This window comes from Eikenella sp. NML99-0057 (assembly GCF_001648535.1).
Taxonomy (GTDB): domain Bacteria; phylum Pseudomonadota; class Gammaproteobacteria; order Burkholderiales; family Neisseriaceae; genus Eikenella; species Eikenella exigua.
Genome location: NZ_LXST01000001.1, coordinates 233,186 through 247,705, shown reverse-complemented (window position 1 = coordinate 247,705; position 14,520 = coordinate 233,186). Strand labels below are relative to the sequence as shown.

The 14,520-nt window shown below is 59.4% G+C and carries 18 protein-coding genes and 1 pseudogene; all 19 read left to right on the top strand.

Translation table 11 applies throughout. The features are described from left to right. Positions 1–11 precede the first annotated feature (11 nt). The gene (locus A7Q03_RS01180; protein WP_064087602.1) at positions 12–947 is read left to right on the top strand and encodes a hypothetical protein; all 936 of its coding nucleotides are present in this window, start codon (positions 12–14) and stop codon (positions 945–947) included. Between the two features lie 51 nt (positions 948–998). Then, entirely contained in the window at positions 999–1,340 is a 342-nt protein-coding gene (locus A7Q03_RS01175; RefSeq protein WP_067446634.1) for a capsid cement protein, read from the top strand. Between the two features lie 2 nt (positions 1,341–1,342). Then, the gene (locus tag A7Q03_RS01170; protein WP_067446632.1) at positions 1,343–1,708 is read left to right on the top strand and encodes a hypothetical protein; all 366 of its coding nucleotides are present in this window, start codon (positions 1,343–1,345) and stop codon (positions 1,706–1,708) included. A 3-nt stretch (positions 1,709–1,711) separates the two neighbouring features. After that, positions 1,712–2,152, top strand: coding sequence for a DUF1320 domain-containing protein (locus A7Q03_RS01165; RefSeq protein WP_023888047.1), 441 nt, complete (start codon positions 1,712–1,714; stop codon positions 2,150–2,152). Beyond that, on the top strand, positions 2,152–2,649 hold the full coding sequence (locus A7Q03_RS01160) for a Gp37 family protein (RefSeq protein WP_067446630.1): 498 nt from the start codon (positions 2,152–2,154) through the stop codon (positions 2,647–2,649). Before A7Q03_RS01165 ends, A7Q03_RS01160 begins: the two co-directional genes overlap by 1 nt. A gap of 9 nt (positions 2,650–2,658) precedes the next feature. Beyond that, positions 2,659–4,056 carry a phage tail sheath subtilisin-like domain-containing protein gene (locus A7Q03_RS01155; protein ID WP_067446628.1) on the top strand — a complete coding sequence of 466 codons (1,398 nt, stop codon included), beginning with the start codon at positions 2,659–2,661 and terminating at the stop codon, positions 4,054–4,056. A gap of 14 nt (positions 4,057–4,070) precedes the next feature. Beyond that, positions 4,071–4,586 carry a phage major tail tube protein gene (locus tag A7Q03_RS01150; protein WP_067446626.1) on the top strand — a complete coding sequence of 172 codons (516 nt, stop codon included), beginning with the start codon at positions 4,071–4,073 and terminating at the stop codon, positions 4,584–4,586. 141 nt (positions 4,587–4,727) lie between these two features. Then, positions 4,728–5,015 carry a phage tail assembly protein gene (locus A7Q03_RS01145; RefSeq protein ID WP_064104199.1) on the top strand — a complete coding sequence of 96 codons (288 nt, stop codon included), beginning with the start codon at positions 4,728–4,730 and terminating at the stop codon, positions 5,013–5,015. A 52-nt stretch (positions 5,016–5,067) separates the two neighbouring features. Then, positions 5,068–5,187, top strand: a complete 120-nt coding sequence (locus A7Q03_RS10700) for a GpE family phage tail protein (RefSeq protein ID WP_064104200.1) — start codon at positions 5,068–5,070, stop codon at positions 5,185–5,187. A 496-nt stretch (positions 5,188–5,683) separates the two neighbouring features. Beyond that, positions 5,684–7,924, top strand: a complete 2,241-nt coding sequence (locus tag A7Q03_RS01135; protein ID WP_231881748.1) for a phage tail tape measure protein — start codon at positions 5,684–5,686, stop codon at positions 7,922–7,924. Continuing rightward, positions 7,905–8,804: a phage tail protein gene (locus A7Q03_RS01130; RefSeq protein ID WP_067446621.1), complete on the top strand. Its 900-nt coding sequence runs from the start codon at positions 7,905–7,907 to the stop codon at positions 8,802–8,804. The genes A7Q03_RS01135 and A7Q03_RS01130 overlap by 20 nt, the downstream gene beginning before the upstream one ends. Continuing rightward, positions 8,801–9,049, top strand: coding sequence for a tail protein X (locus A7Q03_RS01125; RefSeq protein WP_067446619.1), 249 nt, complete (start codon positions 8,801–8,803; stop codon positions 9,047–9,049). Before A7Q03_RS01130 ends, A7Q03_RS01125 begins: the two co-directional genes overlap by 4 nt. Then, a complete protein-coding gene (locus A7Q03_RS01120) occupies positions 9,036–10,178 on the top strand; it encodes a phage late control D family protein (protein WP_067446617.1) in 1,143 nt (380 codons plus the stop codon). Before A7Q03_RS01125 ends, A7Q03_RS01120 begins: the two co-directional genes overlap by 14 nt. Further along, complete coding sequence (locus tag A7Q03_RS01115; RefSeq protein ID WP_067446616.1) at positions 10,165–10,776, top strand: phage baseplate assembly protein V; 612 nt, start codon at positions 10,165–10,167, stop codon at positions 10,774–10,776. The genes A7Q03_RS01120 and A7Q03_RS01115 overlap by 14 nt, the downstream gene beginning before the upstream one ends. 128 nt (positions 10,777–10,904) lie before the next feature. Next, positions 10,905–11,282, top strand: a complete 378-nt coding sequence (locus A7Q03_RS01110) for a GPW/gp25 family protein (RefSeq protein ID WP_067446614.1) — start codon at positions 10,905–10,907, stop codon at positions 11,280–11,282. Positions 11,283–11,284: 2 nt separating this feature from the next. After that, positions 11,285–12,427 (top strand): baseplate J/gp47 family protein, encoded by a 1,143-nt coding sequence (locus tag A7Q03_RS01105; protein WP_067446612.1) that lies wholly within the window; start codon positions 11,285–11,287, stop codon positions 12,425–12,427. 3 nt (positions 12,428–12,430) lie between these two features. Next, on the top strand, positions 12,431–13,009 hold the full coding sequence (locus tag A7Q03_RS01100; protein ID WP_023887382.1) for a phage tail protein: 579 nt from the start codon (positions 12,431–12,433) through the stop codon (positions 13,007–13,009). A 143-nt stretch (positions 13,010–13,152) separates the two neighbouring features. Then, positions 13,153–13,296 (top strand): annotated as a pseudogene (locus A7Q03_RS10810) (tail fiber protein); the annotation flags it as partial. Continuing rightward, positions 13,273–14,517, top strand: coding sequence for a tail fiber protein (locus A7Q03_RS01095; protein ID WP_082880666.1), 1,245 nt, complete (start codon positions 13,273–13,275; stop codon positions 14,515–14,517). The pseudogene A7Q03_RS10810 and the gene A7Q03_RS01095, both read left to right, overlap by 24 nt. Positions 14,518–14,520 lie beyond the last annotated feature (3 nt).

Sequence of the window (14,520 nt, the reverse complement as noted above, 5' to 3'; positions counted from 1 at the left end):
GAAGATAAAACATGAGCAACACGTATTTAGGCAACCTGCGCCAAGTGGACGAAGTATTGACCAAACTGGCGCTGGGCTACAGACAGGGTGGTTTCATCGGCGAACGCATCATGCCGGTGGTACTGACCGAGAAGGAAGGCATCAAAGTGCCGAAGTTCGGTAAAGGCTCGCTGATCGAGTATGAAACCGAACGTGCCGTGGGTGCCGCCAGCAATGTGATTACGCTGGACTTCCCGGGCAAGATGTCGGTGGTGTTGGAAGAGCACGATTTGGCCGCCGGCGTGGACTACCGCGCACAGCACGAATCGGTGTTTGATGAGAAGGCCAAGGCCACCCGCCGCGTGACCGCCGGTATCCAGCTGCGACAGGAGTTGGAGATTGCCGCGCTGATTCAGGCCAAGCCCACCTACGAGAGCGGCCACAGCAAAGACCTGTCGGCCACCAAGCAGTGGAGCGACGATACCTCCGATGTACAGGCCGATATTGCCAATGCAAGGGAAGTAGTGCGTGCCGCCTGTGGCGTGCGCCCGAACGTGCTGGTATTGGGGGCATCGGTGTACAGCAAGCTGATCCTACATAAAGGCTTGCGTGGGCAATTGTCGGCCAACAGCGACCGCGGGATTCTTACGCTCGAGCAACTGACCCGCCTCTTGGATGTGGAAGAAATCATCGTCGGCGAGGCCATCTCCACACCCGACGGCAAGAAAGCCACCAAGGATGTGTGGGGCAATTTCGCCAGCCTGATCGTACGCCCGAAACCGGTCGAAGCCGGCAACGACGAAGGTATGCCCGCCTTCGGCTATACCTTCCGCCGCCGCGGCATGCCGGTAGTAGACCGCTACGAAGGCGTGGGCGGCAAGGTGGAGTACGTGCGCTACACCGACATCCGTAAAGCTGCCGCCATCGGCGGTGCCTGCGGCTATCTCTTCGAGAAAGCCATTGCTTAAACCTAAAAACAGGCTGCCTGAGATTTTCAGGTAGCCTGAAGGAGAACCAATATGTCTAAACCGACCAAACAGGTGGTCTTGGTCACCACCGTTAAAACCACCGGCAAAATCGTGGCCAACCGTTTTGTGAGCTTCGCCGGCAAACAGGCTACGGCTACCGACAAGGTGCTGGGCGCCACCCCTTACGATGCCGACATCAACGAAATCTTGGCCGTTGACACCATCGGCACAGTGGTAGTGGAAAGCGGCGGCACGGTGGCCGTAGGTGACGAGGTATCGCCCGATGCCCAAGGCTGCGCCGTTAAAACTGCCGGCAGTGCCAAGGCCGTCGGTATTGCCCGCAGTGCCGCTGCCGGCGCGGGCGAGCTGATCCAAGTTTTACTGAGGGGTTAGCCATGATTAAAACCTATATCGCCAACACCCCGCTGATTCTGGCTGATGCCGAGGGCAAGGAATTCCGCGTTGAGTCTGGTGAGGCCGTAGACCTGACACCCGAGCAGTACGAGCTGGTGGCCGCACATGTGACCGCAGGCAGCATCTCGGACGCAGACTTGGCCGCATCCGGCTACCAGCCGGACGGCACAACACCGGTGCCGGAACAGCCGCCTGCCGAACCGACCCAGCCCGAACAACCGACTGAGGCCGAAACCGAGCCTGCCGAGACAGAGCAGCCGGCACAGGCTGAAACCGAACAGCCGGCAGAATCTGCCGAGCAGGCTGAAGAACAGGGCAAAGCACGCGGCAGAGGCAAAAAGGAATAAGCCATGTATATCACGCGCGAAGACATCAAGGCTGCCGTCAGCCTGGCCGAGCTGATCCAACTGACCAACGATATCGGCGGCAGCACCGAGCCGGACTGGGCGGTGGTCGACAGAGCCATCGCTTATGCCTGCGAAATTGCCGACGGCTACCTGATGGGTCGTTACACCCTGCCGCTGGAGCCGGTACCCAGCATCCTGCGGCCGGTGTGCAGCGACATCGCGCGCTACTGGCTGCATACCCGCCGCATCAACACTGCCGATTTCCCCAAACCTTTGCAGGCAGCCTACGACAACGCGCTCAAGCTTTTGGCGCAGGTACGTGATGGCAAGCTGCATTTGGGTGTGCGTGCCGACGAATTGGCCAGCGATACCGAGCGGCCGCAGGCCGAGCGCGGTGCCTACCGTGTGCGCGGCAATGCCAAGCAGGATTGGGGAGGCTACTGATGTCTGCCACCCGCCCGATTCTGACCGCCGTGCGCGATTACTTGGCCGCCGAGCTGCCCGCCTACACGGTGGAGCTGTTCCCCGACGACCCGGCCGGCTACCGCTTTATGGCACCGCTGGGCGCGGTGCTGGTCGGTTATCAAGGCAGCAAGTTCGCCCGCCCGGACGGCCTCGGCCTAATCGGCCAGCAGCGCGACGTCACACTGGCGCTGACCGTGTTCGGGCGCGGCCTGAACCATGACGGCGCGGCCTTGGATCTGCTCGACGCATTGCGGCTGGCCATCACCGGCTACCGCCCGCCAGACTGCGAACCGTGCCATTTAATCAGCGAGCAGTTTTTGGCCGAAGAAGGCGGGGCATGGCAGTACCAGCTGATTGCCCAAACCGAAACCCAACAGGTCGAACGCCGCCCGGCGGATACCCGACCCAAAGTCAGCAGCCTGTACCTGCGGCAGCAAGGCCAGCCGCTCAACCCCGATATCAAACCCAAACCCTAGGAGATTATTATGTCCGCAGCTTTCCACCACGGTACGGAAACCAAACGTATCGACGGCGGCACCAGCCCGATCTACACCGCAGACGGCGCGATTACCGCCATTGTCGGCACGGCTCCGGCCGGTGCGATCAATACCCTGACCGTATGCGCAGCCGCCCGCGATTTCTTGCAATTTGGCAGCAGCCTGACCGGCAAGGGTTTTACCCTGTCTGATGCCGCCAATATCTTTACCCGCTACAAGGCCGGTACCGCCTATGTGGTCAATGTGTGCGACCCGGCCAAGCATAAGAGCAGCGTGGCTGACGAGGCGCTGACGGTCGATGCCGACACCCTGACCGCCCGCACCGCCCATCCGGCTTTGCAAACGGGTTACACGGTAAAAGACGGTGCCAGCGCCCTGAACGAGGGCAGCGACTACACCGTCACCGATGCCCTGGCCGGCGAGATTGTGTTCAAAACCAAACCGACCACGCCGACCATCAGCTATACCTACACCGACCCGTCCAAGGTAACCGAAGAAGAGATCATCGGCGCCTATGTGGCCGCCACCGGCAAACGCACCGGCCTGCAGGCGGTGATTGAAGGCTTCAACCGCTTCGGCGCCGATGCCAAAATCATCATCGTCCCCGAGTACGACAAGACCGCCAAATGCCGTGCCGCCATCGAAGTGCTGGCCGAGCAGATTAAGGCTATCGGCTACGCCGCCGCCCCGCAGCAGACCACCCTGAGCAAGGCCATCGAAGGCCGTGGCCCGTTGGGCAGCATCAACTTCCAAACCTCCAGCGACCGTATGATGCTGTTCTATCCCTATGTGTTGGGTTTGCTCGGCGTGGAGAGCCTGGCTACCCACGCTGCCGGCCTACGCATGAAGACCGATGTGGAACAGGGCTACTGGTACAGCTCGTCCAACCGCGACCTGCTGGGCGTGACCGGCATCGAAATGCCGCTGACCGCCCGCGCCGACGACCCGCAGAGCGACACCAACCGCCTCAACGAAAAAGGCATTACCACGGTGTTCAACAGCTACGGCACCGGCTACCGCCTCTGGGGCAACCGCCTGGCCTGCTTCCCGACCGTCAGCCACATAAAAAACTTCGAAGTGGCGCAACGCACCGGCGACGTGATCGACGAATCCATCCGCCGCTTCGAATTGCAGTATATCGACCGCCCGATTGACGATGCCCTGATTGACAGCCTGCTCGGCTCCATCCGCACCTATCTGGGCACCCTGCAATCCATTGTCGGCTACAGCGTGGACTTGGATTACGACTACGACTTGGTGGATGCCTTCTCGAAAGGCCAAGTGCCGCTCAAATACGAATACACGCCCAAGCTGCCGGCCGAGCGCATCAGCAATGCCAGCGTGATGACCCGCAAATATCTGGCCAACTTGGTCAGCCAACGATAAGGAAGGAATGAAAGATGTCCGATATCAAAGTGATTTACAACGCCAACGTCTACATCGACGGCAACGACCTGTTGGGCAAGGCCAGCGAGTTCAAACTGCCGGAGTTTGAGTTTGAGCAGGACGAGTACAAAGGACTGGGGCTGAAAGGCACGGTCAAGCTGCCGATGGGCGTGGCCGCACTCGAGGGCGAGATTACCTGGAACAGCTTTTTCCCCGAAGTGGCGCGCAAAGCCGCCAACCCCTACAAAGCGGTGCAGCTGATGGTGCGTGCCAACGTGGAAACCTACGATACCACCGGCCGCGTGAAGGAAGTGCCGCTGGTAACGATGGTAACCGCCACCTTCAGCAAGAATGCGTTGGGCGGCTACAAACCGAAAGAAAAGGCGGAGTTCTCCAGCACCTACCAGACCACCGAAATCCGCCAAGTGTTGGACGGGCGCGAAGTGCTGTACTACAACGCCCTGCGCAACGAATACCGCGTAGACAGCGTGGACGTGGAAGAGACCTACCGGCGCAATATCGGGGCATAGTTTTTTAAAGCCGTTTAAAAGACCTTTAAAGCGCCCGCAAGCGACAATCCCTACATCAAATCCGATGTAGGGATTTTTATTTACCACCGGCGGTTTTATCAGGCCGCGCCGCCCGGCCAATTTGAAAAAGGATTGCAAAAAATGAGTGATGCAAAACAGCTGCAGGAAGACTTAGGCATAACCACTACCATCAAACTGAAATACCCAGTGCGACTAGCCACCGGCCAGACATTGGAACAGATTACGGTGCGCCGTGCCAAGGTGGGCGATCTGCGCGCGGTATTGCACATCGAGGGCGAGACGGCACAGGGTCTGGCTATTTTGTCACGCATTACCGGGCTAGTGCCGGAAGATTTGGACGAGTTGGATATTGAAGACTTGAATAAGTTGCAGGCCACTTTTCGCTTCGGACAGGAAGAAGCCGTCTGAAAAAAGGTCGCGCGAGGAAAACATCCGTGCGTTGCGCGAAGCCTGTGCCGATATGGCGTGGTGGTTTGGTTGGCCGCCAAGTGCGATTGACGGTTTGACCTTGGAAGAATTCGAGGGCTACCAGAAAGAAGCAGCCCGCCAAATTAAGGCGGGCTATCGGAAAGGTCTTTAAGAGAGGTTGCTGCGTTTGGTATGCCACCAACTACGCGGCAGCCAACCTACCATCCATAAAGTTTCAACTATGCCGTACAGGCAGCCGAATACGATGCCAATCGTAATGCAGGCTAAACATAGCCAGCCTAGCAACACAGCAATCATCAACATCATCTTCCCCTTTCACTTCAATATACTTCGGATAGTAAATCATGGCAGCAGAATTATCAATACTGGTCAAGGTAGGTGCCTCAATCGGGGGTACTGTTTCTGCTTTGCGTTCTTTAGTTGGCGGGGTGAATGGGGTACGGCACAGCGTACAAATTCTACGCAATGAACAGCTTCGACTTGGTGACTCCATTCGTCAGTCTACTGGGGTTGGTCGTACGGAGCTGGCACGGTTACAACGGCAGTATGATGGTTTGGGGAGAAGTATTACCCGGCTCAATCGTAACCGTTTGCGCCAAAATGCGATTGAAGCGCAATTGACGAACCTCCGAAACAGCAGGGAGCAAATGAAAACGGAGGTTATGGGTGCGGTGGCTGCTGCCGGTATCCCCTTGGTTCCGATTAAGATGGCGATGGATTTTGAATCGTCGATGGCCGATGTCCGCAAAGTAGTGGATTTCGACACCCCACAACAATTCAAGGAAATGCAGCAGGATATTCTGCAGCTGACCCACCGTATCCCAATGGCTGGTAAAGAGCTGGCAGCAATTGCCGCTTCAGGCGGCCAGTTGGGGGTTGCCCGTCAAGACCTTGCTGCGTTTACCGAGACCGTGGCCAAAATGAGCGTGGCCTTCGATATGTCGGCTGACGAGGCGGGCGACAGCATGGCCAAGCTGGCCAACGTGTATCAAATCCCGATTGCCCAAATCGACCGGCTGGGTGATGCCATTAACCATCTTTCCAACTCCAGCCCGGCCAAAGCCTCGGATATCGTCAACACTTTGGGGCGTATCGGCGGGGTGGCCAAACAATTCGGCCTGACCGAGCAGCAGGCTGCCTCACTGTCTAATGCCTTTATCAGCCTGGGCAAACGCCCTGAAGTGGCGGGTACCGCCATCAACGGCATGCTGGTTAGGTTGATGACGGCCGACAAACAGGGCAGCCGCTTCCAAAATACCCTGAAGTCGATGGGGATGTCGGCGGCGCAATTGAAACGCGAAATCGCTGAAAACGGTGAACAGGCGCTGGTTAATTTCATCAAACGTATTAATGCCCTGCCGAAAGAGCAGCAGATGAGCGCCTTGGTGGACTTATTCGGCCGCGAATACGCCGACGATATCGCTGTGCTGGCCGGTAGTGTCGACACCTATGAGCGCTCCATCCGCCAGCTGCAGGAAACGGGGAAAAATGGCCAAGCCAATTACCTCGGCAGCATGGATAAAGAGTTCCAGAGCCGCATGTCGACTACGGCCGCGCAATGGCAGACCTTCAAGAACCAGCTGATGCATTTGGGTATCACGATTGGCTCTGTGGTGCTGCCCAAGATTAACGAATTGCTGGCCGAAGTAAAGCCTCTTATCGATAACCTGATCCGCTATTCACAAGCACATCCCGAGCTAATCCAAAACATCTACAAAGTAGTTGCGCTGCTGGTTGGATTTAAAGCAGGCTCACTATTAGCACGCTTTGGTCTGAATCTGCTGGGAACGGCATTTTGGGGAACCGCCGGTCATTTGTTTAGCTTTATCGGCGGCTTGATGCGCTTAAAGAGTGCAATGATGTTGTTCCGCATGGGACGCGGGGTAATGGCCTTGCGCACGCTGGGGTTCTCTGCCCGGCAGGCACGCGCAACCATGCGCCTGCTTGGTGGTTCGTTCCGCTTGGTGCGTGCCGTGGGTGGGACTGCGTTCAGGCTGCTGGGTAGTATCGGTTCGGCGGCTTTTCGCCTCATTATCAATCTAGGTACGGGCTTAATCCGCTTCCTGCCGATGGTTGGCCAGGCATTTATGGCACTAGGTCGATTCCTACTGACTACCCCTATTGGTATCGCGTTGGGTTTGATGGCGGTAGCTGCTTATATGTTGTACACCCGCTGGAACGATATTGTTGGAGGAGCGAAGCTACTGTGGACGGATTTGTCCAATTTCTTTAGCAGCCTGTGGCAGCAAATCGTCGGCTTTTTCAACAGTGGTATCGGCAATATTTCCGCCACCATCATCAATTGGTCTCCACTTGGGCTTTTCTATCAGGCTTTTTCGGCGGTCATGAGCTGGTTCGGTATCGAACTGCCGGCTAAGTTTACCGAGTTCGGCAGCAACATCATTCAAGGGTTATGGAATGGGTTAATCGCCAAATTCGAAGCGGTTAAGGCATGGTTTGCCGAGAAGGCGGCGTGGTTTAAAAATGCCTTTGCCCAAAGTAACCAGATCAGATCGCCAAGCCGCGTGTTCCGCCGTTTTGGCGGCTGGATGATGGAAGGCCTGCAAATCGGTATCAACCAAGCCGCCCCGCGCCCGTTGGCCGCTATCGGCTCGGTTTCGCGCGGTTTGCAACAGCGTTTCAGCGACAACACCTCATCCTTGGCTGCCTCAATGGCCGCCAACAGCGCCGAACTTTCTGCCGCACGGCAGGGCACGGCTGCGGCAGGCGGCATCACGGTACATTTCAGCCCGACCATCAATGCACCCGGCGGCGATGCGGGGCAGATTCAGGCGGCCATGCAGATGGGTTATCGCGAGTTCGAGCAGACGTTTAGGCGCATGATGGAAGATTGGGACAGGAGGTCTTATGTACGCAATGCTGGGTGACGTGCGCTTTGAATTATTGGGCAGCTTTACCGACCTTGAAGAGACCCACGGCGCCAGCTACGCCAAGCACGAGGTGTTGGCCGGGCGGCCGCGCCTGCAGGCGATGGGCAACGAGCTGACGCAGATACGGTTCGGCATCAAGCTGCATTGGAAGCTGGGCGATGTGGACGCGGCCTACAAGGGCTTGATTGCGGCCAAGGAGGCACAGCAGGCGGTGTCGCTGGTTTTCGGGAGCGGCAGATTTGTCGGCTGGTTTGTGATTGAATCACTGACCGCCCGCACCCTGCTGCAGGACGGCCGGGGGCGCACCGCCGCGCGCGAGCTGGATGTGAGCCTGACCCAGTTTGTCGGCGACCCGAACAACCCGCTGCCGACCCCGGGCGTGGCCAACGGCCAAAACCCGCTGCTTGCCATGTTGCCCGAGTCGGTGCGTGCCCCTTTGTCCAAAGTGGCCGATGCGGTGCAGACCGGCGTGCGGATTTACCGCAGTGTCGAGCAGGAAGTCGGCCAGCTGCAAACCCTGATTGCCCATGCCCGCGAGCTGAAACACGACCCGCTCGCTTTGCTCGGCGTGGTGGGCGATGCGGTCAATCTCGGCGGCACGGCGCTGGGTAAATTGAACAAGCTGCCTGAAGTCGGCAAATACATCGGCAACCTGTCCGGTGCGGCCGAAATGTTGGCCTACGGCGGTCAGGCGGCGCGCGAACTCTCCGGCGGCTTGGCCGCGCTGCGCAACGGTGCGCAAAGCGGCACGGTGGGCGGCTGGCTGGAAGGCGGTGTGGCCGCCATCGCCTCGGCCGCCGACAGCCTGAACAACGGCGCACGCGGGGCGCAAAGCCTGACCGCGTGGCTGGCCGGCAGAAAGGACGGGACGAAATGAGCGAATCGGTATTAAGACATCTGACGCGCGATGGCGACCGCTGGGATTTGATTGCCTGGCGCTATTACGGCAACCCCTTGGAAATCGCCCGCCTGATTGCCGCCAATCCGCACCTGCCGGCCGCCGAGCAGTTTACGGCCAACCTGACCGTGTTTGTACCGGTTATCCCGGCCAAACCCCAAACCCAAGCCGACATGCCGCCGTGGTTGCGCGGCAATAACGGAGACGACGATGCAGATGCCTAACCTCCATCTGGGTGCCTTGCTTTCAGGTAGCCTGAACAGCACGGCCAGCCATCCGGTGACCCTGCCCAAGGTCATCATCAAATACGAGCAGAAGGACATTACCAGCGATATCCAGCCCTATTTGTTATCGGTGAGCTACACCGATTACTTGGAAGGACAATCGGACGAAGTACAGGTGGAGCTGGAAGACGTGGACGGCCGCTGGCGGCAAAAGTGGTATCCCGAGCAGGGCGACAAAATCAGCCTGGAAATCGGCGACCAGATTAACGGCATGCTCAAGCTGGGCAGCATGGAGCTGGCCGAGATTGAGTACCAGCACCCGCCGTCCGTGATTACCCTGAAAGCGCTGTCCACCGGCATCACCAAATCCAACCGCACCCAGCGCGGCCGTGCCTACGAGCACACCACGCTGGCCGACATCGTGCGCCGCATTGCCCGGCGGTTGCGGTTGAAGGTAACCGGCACCATCCGGCACATCCCGATCGAGCGCGTGACCCAGTATCAGGAGCGCGACGTGGAATTTCTGACCCGTTTGGCCAAAGAGTACGGCCATACTTTCAAGATTGTCGGCAGGCAGTTGGTTTTTCAGGCCAACGACGCGCTGGCGGAACAAAAGCCGGTGGCGGTGTTGCTGCCGGAGGACATCAAAAACTTCAGGCTGCGCGACCTGATTAAGGGCGTACCGCAGGAAGCGGTGGTGAGCGGCTACGATGCCAAACGCAAGACCACGCGCCGCACCCGCCGCCGCAGCAAGGCGCTGCGCCCGGGCGGCAAGCGCGCCAGCAGCGGTGACACGCTCAAAATCGTGGCCAATCGCGGCGAGAGCCAGGCGCAGGTCAATGCCCGTGCCGATGCCGCGCTGGCCAATGCGCAGCAAAGCCAAGTGGCCGGCAATTTTTCTATGGTGGGCAACGCCAAGCTGGTGGCCGGGCAGGTAGTACAGCTCAAGGGGTTTGGGAAGTTTTCGGGCAAGTATCTTGTGAAACAGGCGCGGCACGAAATCCGCCGTGGCGGCGGCTTTACCAGCGATTTGGAGGTAAAAATGGTCGAATACGTGCCGGATGAGCCACCACAGGCAACCGCCGCAACCCAACCCAAAAAACAGGCAGCCAAAAATGCGAACCCATGACTTTACCGCCACCCTGCAGTTCGGCACCGTAGCGGCGGTGGACGCGGCCAAACACGCGGTGCGCGTAACCGTGCCGACCTTGGACGATATCCAAACCGACTGGCTGCCGGTGGTCAGCCTGGGCGCGGGCGGTAACCAGTTCTACGCCTTACCCGACCCCGGCGCCTTGGCCGTCTGCCTGCTGGACGCGCGCGGCGAAGGCGGCGTATGCCTCGGTGTGATTTATAACGAGCAGGACGGCACACCCGCCGCCGATGCCAATATGTGGCTGAAGAAATTTGCCAACGGCACCGTCATCAGCCACAACAGAGCCGACGGACAGGTAACCGTCGACACCCCGGGCAAGGTGGTGGTTAAGGCCGCTTCGAAAGTGGAAATCCAGTCGCCGGAAACCGAGATTACCGGCAACACCACAGTCAAGGGCATGCTGACCTACACCGCCGGCCTGACCGCCTCCAACGGCGGCGGGGGCGATACCGCCAGCATCGAAGGCACTGTGCGCGTCAACGGCGAAATCATCCTCAACGGTATCCCACTCTCCGGCCACGTCCACCCCGGCGACTCCGGCGGCACCACCGGCAGCATGCAGGCCGGCTGATTTTTGAAAACGTTTTACAAGACTGCGGACAAGTCCCGCAGCACAATCCCCGTATCCCGCCCGATACGGGGATTGTTTTTTAAACCCGTTTAAAAGACCCGCCGCCACCGCGCAGGCAGAATAAGCCCATGACTACCCAGACCACCCCGCGCAGCCGCCACTGGCAGCCCGCCCCTCTCGCGAGCGGGCAGGACATCGTGCAAGACCTCGACGACATCAACCAGTGCATCGAAAACATCCTCGCCACCCGCAAGGGCAGCGACGTGCTGCGGCCGGATTTCGGCAGCAATTGGTTCGACTACATCGACTACCCGGAAGACGAATTTATCCCCAACACCGTGCGCGAGGTCATCCTCGCCATCCAAACATGGGAAAAGCGGGCACTGGTCGAGCAGGTCACGTTTGATGGCCACGCCCCGCATATCACCATGACCGTACATTGGCGCGTGGCGGATGAAGTGGCGGGCGAAATCTACCGCACCGACATTGTGCTTGAGGCTACCTGAAAATGGATTTGAGCAAACTGAAACGCGAAGAAGTCAAGATTGTCGATGACGACTTGGCACAAACCCTGGCCGCCACCATCGCCGACTACGAGCAGCGGGCGGGCAAAGTGTTGCAGCCCGCCCATATCGAACGGCTGCTGATCAACACCTTTGCCTACCGCGAGCACCTGCTGCGCCAGCAGGTGAACGAAGCCTACCGCCAGCAGCACCCGCGCTTTGCCACCGGCCTGATGCTGGACTTGTGCGGTGATGACGTGTCTACCCCGCGCCTGCAGGCGCAGCCCGCCCTGACCACCCTACGCTTTACTGCGGTATTGAGTGGTTTGGAACAAATCGCCGTACCCAAAGGCACGCGGGTTAATGCCGGGCAGACCAGCTTTGTTACCACCGAGGCCGCCCTGCTGACTGCTGCCCAAAGCAGTGCCGAAGTGGCGGCGGAATGTATGGAAAGCGGCAGCGTGGGCAACGGTTGGTCGGTCGGCCAAATCAACAGTCTGGCCGAGCGGCTGCATCCGACGATTGATGTGGCCGTCAGCAACACCACCGTTTCTGCCGGTGGGGTGGAAATTGAAGACGACGAAGCCTACCGCGAGCGCGTGTTGCTGGCACCGGAGAGCTTTAGCGTAGCCGGGCCGGTGGGTGCCTACCAATATTGGGCGCGGCAGGCCAGCCCGGCGGTGGTGGACGTGCACGTGGCCAACGATACCGACGGCGGCGGCCAGCCTATAGGCGGGCGGGTGGCGGTAACCGTGCTGGCCAAAGACGGCCTGCCAAATGCCGAGCTGATTGGCAAGATTCAGGCTGCCTTATCGGCCGAGAAACGCCGCCCGCTGTGCGACACCGTAGTGGTCAAAGCCCCGACCGCCGTCGATTACACGCTGGACGCCGAGCTGACCCTGTTTACCGGCACCGATGCCCGCACCGCCAAAGCGGCGGCCGAACAGGCATGGGCAGTGTATGAAGCCGCCCGCCGCAGCCGGCTCGGCTTGGACATCGTGCCGCTGGACATCATGAGTGCGCTGAAAGTGGCCGGTGTTTATAACGTGGTGCTGCATAACCTGCCGCTGACCGTGGTCAAGCCCGACCAGTGGGCGCGCTGCACCCGTGCCACCATCCGCATTGCCGCACAAACGGCGGAGGGCTAGACGATGGCCAAACTTTCCTACGCCGCCATCATCGAACGCGACCAACGCGCCCGCGCCCTGGCCGAATTGGGACTGCGTTTGGATTTGGCCGAGCTGCCGCAGCTGATGCCGCGCCTAGTCGATTTGGTCGCCCCCGAACACCTGCCGCTGTTGGCTGAAAGCCGCAGCATCCTGGGTGCCGACGGCTACTGGCTGGCCGAATCCGACGATGCGCGGCGCAAGCTGATTAAAGGTGCGTACGAGCTGCACCGCTACAAAGGCACGCCGTGGGCCATCCGCGAGATTGTGCGGCGGCTCGGGTTTGGTGAGGTGCGGATTATTGAAGGGCTCACTGGCCAAACCTACGACGGCAGCATCAACTACAACGGCAGCCATGTTTACGGTGCCGGCAGCTACTGGGCGCACTACCGCATCATCATGAACAGCGTGATTACCAACGACCAGGCCGCGCTGTTGCGCAAAACGCTGGCCGCCTTCGCACCGGCACGCTGCCTGTTGGCAGCCTTGGATTATCAGGCCGTCCCCCTGCGTTACAACGGGCGGGCGGCCTACGACGGCAACTTTAACTTTGGAGCAGCTTAAAAATGGCGAATATCACGGAAGAACTGGACAACCCGCAATGGACGGAAGGTATCTACCAGCTGGAAACCACCGACCCGGTATTGGGCGGGCCGAACGGCATTGCCAACCGGCAGGCCAAGGAACTGGCCGCGCGGACGCAGTATTTGAAGAAGAAACAGGAAGAGTACAAACCGGGTGCGGCCAGCACTACTAAGGCCGGCATCGTACAGCTCTCGTCTGCCACTGACAGCAACAGCGAAGAGCAGGCGGCCACGCCGAAGGCGGTGAAGGCGGCTTATGACAAGGCTGTTGAGTCCGCCGGCAAAGGTCTGCCCATTGGCGCAGTAATCGGCTTTCCGCGCGCCGTTACCAACCCCGAGGGCTACCTGAAAGCCGACGGCAGCACCTTTGCCCAGGCCACCTATCCCGACCTGCACCGTGTATTGGGTGGCAACAAACTGCCCAACCTCACGCGCTCCGACATCGGCATGACCGCCTATTTCCCGTTTGGCGACATCCCGGACGGCTGGATTAAGTACGACGAGATTGCCGCCAGGGTTACCCAGTCCGCCTATCCCGAACTCTACCGCAAGCTGGTGGCACAGTACGGCAGCATTGCCAACGTCAAGCCGGTAGATGATTACTTTGTGCGCAACGTGGGCAGCAGCGGCCAAATCGGCCAGCAATACCCGTGGACGGTAGGCGACCATCATCATGTTTTGGGGCTTGTGGCCTACGGCAACGACGACCTGCTGCTCAAACGCCTGCCGGTGGATAAGTATTACCCCAACCAAATCAAAGCCGGCGACCCGATGTTTGTCATCTACGGACAACTGGGCGGCGGCGAGGGAAAAAACAACGGCACGGATATGTTTGGGCAGGAGCATGTACAGGCCGGCAGCGGCAAATACCACCAAAAACACGCTGTCCCCATCACTTACGACCACGCCTACACCGACCAATACACGCCCAAGCCCTATTACCAGGACAACACGCCGAAATACATCGGCATGGTGCTGTGCATCAAGGCTAAAGACAGCCTAGATGATGTGGTGATGTGGGTCAAAGCCTACGGCACAGTCAGCAATGCCGGCACGCTGGACGCTTCCACGCTGGCCGCGCAGTTGCAAAATAAATCCGATAAAGGGCACACCCACCGCGCCGCCGAAATCAGCGACTTGGGCGAAACGGTTAAGCAGCAGATGGCCGCTGCCATGCAGCACCAAGCCAGCACCAACGGCTACACCAAACTGCCCAACGACCTCATCGACCAATGGGGCGAGGTGTTGATGAGCTGGCAAGGCGAGGGGCCGGTTAAGGTAACGTTCCCAATCGCCTTCCCGAATGCGTGCTACAACGTGCAAATCACTGCCAAAAGCAGCGGCCGGTCGGGCTCGGTGGGCACGGACTTAACCATCGGCGCGGGAGAGATAACGTCCACCGGCTTTAGCGCCATGCTTAACACATGGGCTCAAGGTGCGGCGGCCAATGATTTCCAGGGCTTTTTATGGCGTGCCATCGGCAAATAACGG

Bases quoted from the DNA above. Each gene is read 5' to 3' on its own strand.
- A7Q03_RS01145 (WP_064104199.1), top strand. From the start codon at position 4,728: ATGAGTGATGCAAAACAGCTGCAGGAAGACTTAGGCATAACCACTACC.
- A7Q03_RS01110 (WP_067446614.1), top strand. From the start codon at position 10,905: ATGACTACCCAGACCACCCCGCGCAGCCGCCACTGGCAGCCCGCCCCT.
- A7Q03_RS01160 (WP_067446630.1), top strand. From the start codon at position 2,152: ATGTCTGCCACCCGCCCGATTCTGACCGCCGTGCGCGATTACTTGGCC.
- A7Q03_RS01175 (WP_067446634.1), top strand. From the start codon at position 999: ATGTCTAAACCGACCAAACAGGTGGTCTTGGTCACCACCGTTAAAACC.
- A7Q03_RS01180 (WP_064087602.1), top strand. From the start codon at position 12: ATGAGCAACACGTATTTAGGCAACCTGCGCCAAGTGGACGAAGTATTG.
- A7Q03_RS01105 (WP_067446612.1), top strand. From the start codon at position 11,285: ATGGATTTGAGCAAACTGAAACGCGAAGAAGTCAAGATTGTCGATGAC.
- A7Q03_RS01170 (WP_067446632.1), top strand. From the start codon at position 1,343: ATGATTAAAACCTATATCGCCAACACCCCGCTGATTCTGGCTGATGCC.
- A7Q03_RS01155 (WP_067446628.1), top strand. From the start codon at position 2,659: ATGTCCGCAGCTTTCCACCACGGTACGGAAACCAAACGTATCGACGGC.
- A7Q03_RS01150 (WP_067446626.1), top strand. From the start codon at position 4,071: ATGTCCGATATCAAAGTGATTTACAACGCCAACGTCTACATCGACGGC.
- A7Q03_RS01120 (WP_067446617.1), top strand. From the start codon at position 9,036: ATGCAGATGCCTAACCTCCATCTGGGTGCCTTGCTTTCAGGTAGCCTG.
- A7Q03_RS01165 (WP_023888047.1), top strand. From the start codon at position 1,712: ATGTATATCACGCGCGAAGACATCAAGGCTGCCGTCAGCCTGGCCGAG.
- A7Q03_RS01130 (WP_067446621.1), top strand. From the start codon at position 7,905: ATGTACGCAATGCTGGGTGACGTGCGCTTTGAATTATTGGGCAGCTTT.
- A7Q03_RS01135 (WP_231881748.1), top strand. From the start codon at position 5,684: ATGAAAACGGAGGTTATGGGTGCGGTGGCTGCTGCCGGTATCCCCTTG.
- A7Q03_RS01115 (WP_067446616.1), top strand. From the start codon at position 10,165: ATGCGAACCCATGACTTTACCGCCACCCTGCAGTTCGGCACCGTAGCG.
- A7Q03_RS01100 (WP_023887382.1), top strand. From the start codon at position 12,431: ATGGCCAAACTTTCCTACGCCGCCATCATCGAACGCGACCAACGCGCC.
- A7Q03_RS01125 (WP_067446619.1), top strand. From the start codon at position 8,801: ATGAGCGAATCGGTATTAAGACATCTGACGCGCGATGGCGACCGCTGG.
- A7Q03_RS10700 (WP_064104200.1), top strand. From the start codon at position 5,068: ATGGCGTGGTGGTTTGGTTGGCCGCCAAGTGCGATTGACGGTTTGACC.